Origin of the sequence: Endozoicomonas sp. ONNA1 (genome assembly GCF_024606325.1) — a bacterium.
Classification (GTDB): domain Bacteria; phylum Pseudomonadota; class Gammaproteobacteria; order Pseudomonadales; family Endozoicomonadaceae; genus Endozoicomonas_A.
Genome location: NZ_JAHHPN010000296.1, coordinates 1 through 8069 on the forward strand (window position 1 = coordinate 1; position 8069 = coordinate 8069).

General features: G+C 51.8%; 1 protein-coding gene. It reads left to right on the forward strand.

Annotated features, from left to right (window positions below; all coding sequences use genetic code 11):
- The coding region (locus KDK19_RS06990) for an alpha/beta hydrolase (protein ID WP_257291620.1) at positions 1 to 8069 on the forward strand (8069 nt) is incomplete at both ends.

The following is an 8069-nucleotide window of genomic DNA, read 5'->3' on the forward strand; positions in this document are numbered from 1 at the left end:
GCATTAAGCGTCCGGAATATAAGGATTTTCGCCCCCTGAAGGTCATGGCAGAAGTCAATGACGATGGCTCCCATCGGTTGTTTACGGCAGACATTGACCTGTTTGCCCTGTTCAAGCGCCTGGACAGTTCTTCAGCCGACCTGGGCAATAGCATCAGGGAAGAGGCGGCTCGAATTGAACGGTTATCCGCGAACAAGGGCGCGGGGCAGTTTTCCAGCGAATTGGCCAGAGCGCGTTGGCTGTCCGCTTATCGACGTGTGACTGAAGGGTTGGGTACGCGTGAGAGGCGCAGGTTTGATCCGAACAAGGGAACCCTGACTCATTTTCAGGAAAGCATGATCGACCAGATCAATGAAGCGGCGGCGAAAGTGGGTTTGCCCAAAGTCTGTCACCATGGCACAGAACAGGACAACATCAAATACCCCGAGCGGGATGATAAAATTTTATTCATTGATCCTGAAGGTCGGGTTTATCAAACGGATACCTTTGAACAGGTGTCCAGTATCCTCAAATACTACGATGTTGTGGATGGGTTCCTGACCTATCGAAACCGTTCCTACAAGCCTCTTGGTGTAACACCATCGGAGATCAGGAACAGGCTTGGAAAAGACAACCGGATCAGTTTTCGTGAACGGTTTAGTTTGGCCCCGCTATTGCAAATCCTTGAGTCAGGACAGCTCAATGAACCTGCCCGCCCTGCTATTCCAGACCGGGCACCTGTGTCAACCATAGGAGAGGAAGGGCTTTCCTATCGGCTGTTTGGCCCGGATTATTTGACAGAAAAAAGTCCGGGACGACTGAAGATCGTTCTGTATCCGGAAAAGAGACTTGACCTTCCTGCCCGTTATATCTCCATGGAGTTTGATATTGGCCACTATGACAAGGGCGTGCGTAATCACGATTTTCCCACTTCACGCCTTCAGTATGATATCAGCAAAATAACGGACGTATTTTTGACCGGGTCATTAAACGACAAGCTTAAGGTATTGGGGAAAACCGTAAAAAGTATCCGTTATGCCGGTGAGCCACAGGTTCGTGTTCTGGTTCATCCCGATAAAGCTCTGTTTGAGAGTCATGTCCTTATCCCCGAGAACGGCAAACCGGTGATTGAAATCGGCACCAGGGGTATTGAGAGCATACCCGATTCAACGCTTCGGGAAGCCGTTTCCGGTTTGTTGGGTTCGGCGTTGCTCAGGTCTGTCCAGTTAGCAGGCAAAGATGACATGGGACCGGCAGGGAATATCTGGAAATACAGCACCAGCCAGTTGCTGAGCCTGGGTCAGTATTATGGGATGGATGAGAGCTTCAGGCTGGTTCCCCTGTATGATCTTCCCGGGGCATCGCTTTATAGTGATTTAGTCGCCGAAGAGCCACACAACCTCAGAATCTGGTCCGAACCTCATTCCGATATGTTTCGGGCGGTAAGAGCCATTCATCAGTCTGGCAGGCTGTATGAAAGGATTGAACAAATTCATAAAAGCCAGACTCGCTATTCACCCACTGAGTTGTCTGAGTTGGCGGGAGCGGTTGCTGATTACTATGACACCCTCAAATCACCGGATGCCCGAAAGCAATTCAGGCTGGCTCTGGGTGTCTATCGTGGCAGATGGCTCGAATCCCTGGATAAAACCAGCAATAAATTTAAACGCCTTGGTGTTGATATTCATCAGGATATTGCGCTTATCAAAAATCAGGCGGTGAGCAAACTGGAGGGCGTTGCCCGGGATTTGCAGCAAGATGCTCGCCCCTCTCTGGTTATTGACCCGGCTCTTCTTTCTGATCTTCCGGTGTCGTCAAAGGAAGAGTACAGGAATATCATTTTACGTCAGGCAAAGAGAGACGTTGATTTAGGCAGAGTCCTTCACAAAAATTCGAAAAGGGCAGAGGGTGCCCTGAAAAAAATCTATCAAACGCTTGAGAAAGAGAGCGCCATTCATCTTCAGGACGGGGTAAGAGTCTTCAAGGCCGGAAATCAACTGTATGCGGTGACTTCGACGGATAAAAACGCCCAGCAACCCTCTGATGGCTCTGATGGCAAGCCAGCTGAATCATTGGGCTTGACTGGCAAAGGCAGTCAGCCACCGCTGGCATTGTCTGTTAGAAACCCTGAGACCGGGCACTCTTTTTCAATACGACAGCTGCCGGAAGGTTTTTTGAAAGCAGTCCGCCCGCAAGCGAAACAGGACATAACCACTTCCCGCACATTGTCCATTGGCATCACTGATGTTGAGTCTAAGGAAGTCAGTGCGGGTTTGGGCGATATTTTTCAGTCTCTGGACCATGATTCCGACCAGAGTAGTGATAAGGTTGATGGACAACCATTCAACCAGGCTGTGCCCTTTGACCGGCAAGCTGCCGATAATCGTCAGGGGTCACTCAGTGTTATTCATGTTGACCCGGGTTATGCCAGTGACAGAGGCATGACCTCCAACTGGTTGTCACAACATACCGGGCTGTTCTCTGAACTGACGGCTTCAGCTTTTCAGGTTGCAGGCAAATCATCGGCCTTTCCGGAGCAACGGCGTACAGAACAGCAGGCGCTGATCAGAAAAACACTGGGGTTCGATCCATTGAACCGCAAACCTTTGCCATCGGATCCACTGCCGGTTCCCAAAACCAGTGCCCAGGGTGTCCAGTGGTTTGAAGATATCATTCAGGGCGTCTGGCTTACCGGCGAACCGGAGGCGGGTTACCAGCGCCTGCTGACGGCGGCTGTCGATACGGATGAACCCACGAATATCCGCTTCGGATTAAAAGCCGAACCCGGAGAGGATGGAGGGAAAATTATTCTGGTCGTTCCGGCCGGGCAAGTGGCTGATAAGGAGTTCCAGCAGGCCAAACGGCTGCTGCTCAGGAGTTTTACCCGTATAAAACTGGAACAGCAGAAATCCCTGGACAGGGTCATTGCCGATTATAACCAGCAGCTGCAAGAGATAACGGGGAATGATCAGTCAGCCTACCGGCTGGGAAATACCATTGGCACCGACATCGCCATACAACAATATGAACGGCACCCGGTCAGTTATGTCCCCACCAGTTATGTAGAAACCCGTTATGAAAACCTGGCTGATTCATTTTCGGTCCTTGGCCGGTTCAACACTTCATCCATACAACAGGATCGGGTGCTAAGGGCAAAAACCATTGCCACTGGGTTGGTTAATGAGTTGGCTAAAGACAACAGTGGCAAGACGCCGAGCCGTTCCCTCACCGCCTTTTTAATGCACTTTTTACTGACTGAATACTATTTCACCCTGGAACAAGTCAGCCCCAAAACTGATGGCTTCGGGCTGATGGTGTCGCCAACCGATGCCCTGGTGTCGGTGTTGCCAGGGGGCGATATCGAGACGATTAAAACCTATCTGGGCAAGCGAAAACTGACGGGTCTTACCGGGCAACTGTCAGAGGCGCTGGATAAACTCTCGCTGGGTCGCTTTGGTCAATTGCCTGCCGGGCATTCAGTCAAGCGGGATTTTCACACGGCGGTTGCCGAGCTGTTTGACCATGCCCTCAGTCTCAGATACCGGGATGGGAAGGTGCTCCCTGCCTATCAATTGCCCGTGAGCCATACCGGTAGCCCCTGGCAGCCGGTGAAGCCTGACAGTACGGAACGGGTGCTTCACAGAATGATGCCCCAGGCCACAAGGCAGCCAGTCATTGGGGCCAGTGCTTCGTCCCCCAATATACTGATGCAGTTTTGGGGTGAGGAAAGTCCGTTAAATCAACGCTCTGGCCGTGGGATTCCACCTGCTGACCTACTGGCACAACTTTCTGCCCTGAAGGAGGGTATTAAACCGGGGGCTGATCCCGCTCAGAACGGGCTGTTTCTTTCACAAGTTGACCGAGCCTATAAGCATCTTGCGCAATCAAGTAAACATTTTAATGGCGAGCTGAGCACGGTGATTTCAGGGCTTGATCAGCAGAGCCTGGAAAGTCTGGGCAGGGAACTGGTCAAAGTAGCCCGCCATGACCCGAACGGGATGGATAATCGTCCGGGGATGAAAAAGCTGGCTCACAGAATGGTAAAACCCCTTGCGGAGTTTGTTGCCGGGCAATGGGCCAGCAAGACGGTGACCAGGGAATCGCTGGAATCCTTAGCCCGCCTGATGGAGATGACGGGTCTGAAGAGCCTGACGATTAAGTCCGGGGAAAGCTCAACCATCAAAAGGATGGTCCTGCAGGCCGATCAGCCTGTGGGAACCATTGGCATGACGCCGGGTGCACCGGGCCAGCCTGACACTCTGGGAATCGGAACGTTTGACCGGTTTGCTATCAGGTCCGGAGAGGGTTACACCATTGAACCGTCACAGGGCAGCCCCTCCAGCATCCTTCTGACGGGCAGTGCTGACGATGCCATGGTATTCCCGCAAACGCGGATCAGCTGGGATTTGGATCTTTATAAAGAAAAGGCTGTGTTTCGGGGTTGGACCAGTTCATTACAGGAAGATGTCGACACCCTGATTAAATTGAATGGCCCCGGCGAGCTGGGTGGAAAACGTCGTATGGCCCAGCTCCTGGCCCATGAGCACAGGATTGACTTAACCACCGGTCGTAAGATTGAGATGGTGCTGCGTCCGGACCTGAAGCTGGAGCAAAGCCAGGTGATTGCCCCTGCTTCTGACAGCCCCGGCGATTCTCCGGTGATCGTGCGACTGGGGATGGCAGACAGAAAGCAGTTTACTGAAAAGGTATTTGGCAGCACCGTTAGCCGCTTGTTCGGGTTGGCAGCCGCTCATAGTTCAGGCCTCGGGACGCTGTCTTCCCAGAGTCAGGGCGATCCCGTGAAGGCCAATAACCCTGTGGGGAAAAAAACTAATGCACTGTCGTCTGATTACCAATCGGTGGTGTTGGCCAATGATCAAATTCCTCCGGTAGATCAACTACCAGCCAGCTCCATTGGCAGAGCCCTGAACGATCAGCTTTATGGTTCAACGGATGACCGGCGTTACATGGATCAGTCTACCCATGCACTCCTTGACGACGCAGTGAAAAGAGGCCGCTCGGAACGGATCACCCTGGAGGGCACAGGTGGAAGGCTCAAGGGGTATTTTCATCATGGCAATGATGGCCCGGCAGCGGATAAAAAGGTCGTGCTGTTTCTCCATGGAACTCATTCATCCTGTGAAGAACAGGTCAAAACCGCTTGGATGCATTACCGTAACCAGGGCATGGATCTCCTGGCGGTCAACGGACGGGGGTTTGGCGACAGTGATGGCTCTCCCGGTATGAAAGGGCTGACGGATGATGCCCGGACCATGCTGTCGTACCTGATTAACGATCGCAATATAGACCCCAGTCGTATTGTGATTCACGGCTATTCCATGGGAGCCTCTGTCGGAGCGCATCTGGCCAAGATGGCTGCGGTTCGGCAACAGTTGCCCGCGGCGTTTATTCTTGATCGTCCCATGGCCAGTCTTGGGGCCAGTGTCGTGGCTCATGGCCTGAGTGTCGTTCCCGGTACTGGCCGTTTGATCAATAGCCTGGCAAAACGGTTTAATATCAGAGAAAACCTGCGCAAGGTGTCCAGGCATCTGCCATTAATGTTGTTTTCGGATAACGAAAACCTGGGTAAGCAGGCTGAAAAACTCAGGAAGCAATTGCAACAGGATGGTTTTCGAGTGGTTGGCGAGGCCACCAATGTCGAGCATGAAGACACCAACCGTTTGATGGCTCGCTACAAGGACCAAATTGGTTTATTCATTCGCTCCACCACTGAAAACCCCCTGCCCGGAACCCCGCCTGAACGGAAGGATTCCTTCGAGGGCGCGCAGAGTCTGGTTCAGGAAGTCTGGGGCGAGGACCCGCGCTCTTTTGATGAACTGGGTTCACGAATTGGCTTATTCAGTGATCTGCAACCAACGGCATTGCCCGATGTCCAGGATAACCGCTTATACCAAACCTTGGTTAATGAAGCACCCCACGACCTGAAAATGCTCAATGGTGACAAGGCTGGCTTTGAGGCTTCCCTGAAATGGCTGGTGCGAGAACATCCCTCTACCAAAGCCAGTAAAGCGGTCGGTCAGGTTATTGAGTACATCCGGCAATATCCGCAGGACAGTGCCATTACCGAATGGGTCAGGTTTTTGCTGGCTCACTACGATGGGGCGGCCGCCTGGGATAAGCAGAAATTCATTGCCGCTATCAGTGAGGAACTCTGGCAGGAGCTGTCCAAACAGACTCTGCTGGATCAGCCTGCCCGGCAACGTATGACGGTAATGGCTGAGTTGGCAGCAAAAGGGAATCGCAAAGGAGACCTGGCCGTAGCGGACGGTATGGCAGACCTTGCTGCTGATAACTCAGGAAATCCCTATACCGTCCTTGACCCTTCGGAAACAGACCTTGAGCCTATGGTCAGGGCACGATCCCGGGCGATTGTCCGGAGTGATTCGGGGGGGAATTTCTATCTGGTCAATGGTAAGCAATACCAGCCTTCTGGCACGAAAATCATCCGTGCCGACGACGGTAAAGATTCTGTTGGCATCGTCCTTTCCAAAACCTGCAAAAGAGTGGTGGGTGCTTCCTGTTCAATGCGGGTTCTGCTCTCTGACCAACCGATAGAACGGCGTGTTATTGATGTATTGACGGACATGGTTGGTGAGGATCAACCATCTGCCCGGTTCCGGCTTTATCGTTATGCGGCCTTTAAGGGGGGAATTTATCAGGTCATCAGTGAGAGTGGCTCACTCATCAAGGGACGTCTGGCGGTCGGTGCGGACTCGCTGGTGGTTGCTCATCGCCAGATAGAACAGAAAAAGCGCGATGGCGGCTTTGAAGGGCGTCCCATCCCGATACCTGCCAGCTCCGTTGAAATTAAGGACATTCTGGTAGAAAAAGAGACCGGCCTGATGTTTCAGTGGGAAAAGAATTACGCAAAAGCCATTCAACTGGCTGATGCTGACCCGATACTGAAACTGGAAACCCTGTCCGGCCAGACTGTTGACCTGGTTCGCAGTGCAAGGCCAGACCGCCCCCTTCCTGATACCCCGCAATCCCCGGATATTTCGTCCTGGGTTTTGAAAAAACTGGAACTCATTGAAGACGTCCACCGACGTATTCAGGCGGATAATGGCGAGTCTCTTCCTGTCGTTATTCCGGGGCTTGATCAACAGGCGATTAAAGAGGCGATACCGGCCAATATAAGGGAAACGCTGATCAGCTCGATTTCTAAAAGAATTCTGAAAAATGAGAATCCGCTTCCTCACGTTTTCGTCAACGAGACTGAGGCTAACAGGTTGGCAACACTGTTTGTGGACTCCGTGCTGGAAGGCAGTTTGCCAAAAACAGGGATATTGATTTCCCGTATGGAACGTTTGGGATTCAGTTTCGATGCAGACGACCAAAGTAATATGGCATTTTGGTATGGAAAACGCCGTGAAGCTTTGCTTGGTTATAAAATAATGGTCGAAAACTACACAAAGCAGAAAGTCGTTACTGATATGGATTTGAATGGTTTGGCCCAGCTGCTGTCAATGGGTGACGAACTTCGGAAACTAAGCAGGGGGCAGTACCCGGAAAAAACTAAAGATGTGCTTTATAAGTTATTTAAAAGGAATGTTGTCATTACGAGCTCTTATTTTGCTGCGGGTGCTCAAGGCAGGGTTTATGTTTTCACGGAAGGTGGGCTGAGGTACGACAATTATTTCTGGAATGCCGAGCTGCCGATTTTAAGAGCCTTGGAAAAGGAGGTAAGGGTTACCGATATTCGGGTAGTGACTGGCCCACCGGTATTGCAGCCACCGCGTGACCAGCCCCTGGGAAAGGGTTTGATCGACGGTATTACCATGAAGGTGCGCTATGGTAGCCTGAATGCTGAGTTAAAAAGCCGACTGCCCGCAGGGGATTACATAAAGAGTGACTTTGTCGATGTGCCGGTGAAAGCCGATCTGGTTGACCGGGTATTGCGGAAAAAAATACCCTTCTATCTGCTGCGGTCAGAGCTGAATATCATTGTCGTAAAAGAGGATGATGGGTTTTGGGTCAGCCCCTGGGATGAGGGCGGAACGGAAAAAATAATCAAGGTCGATGATCCGGACGATCCGAAAAAAATCAAAGCGGTTCAGGATTTTATCCTG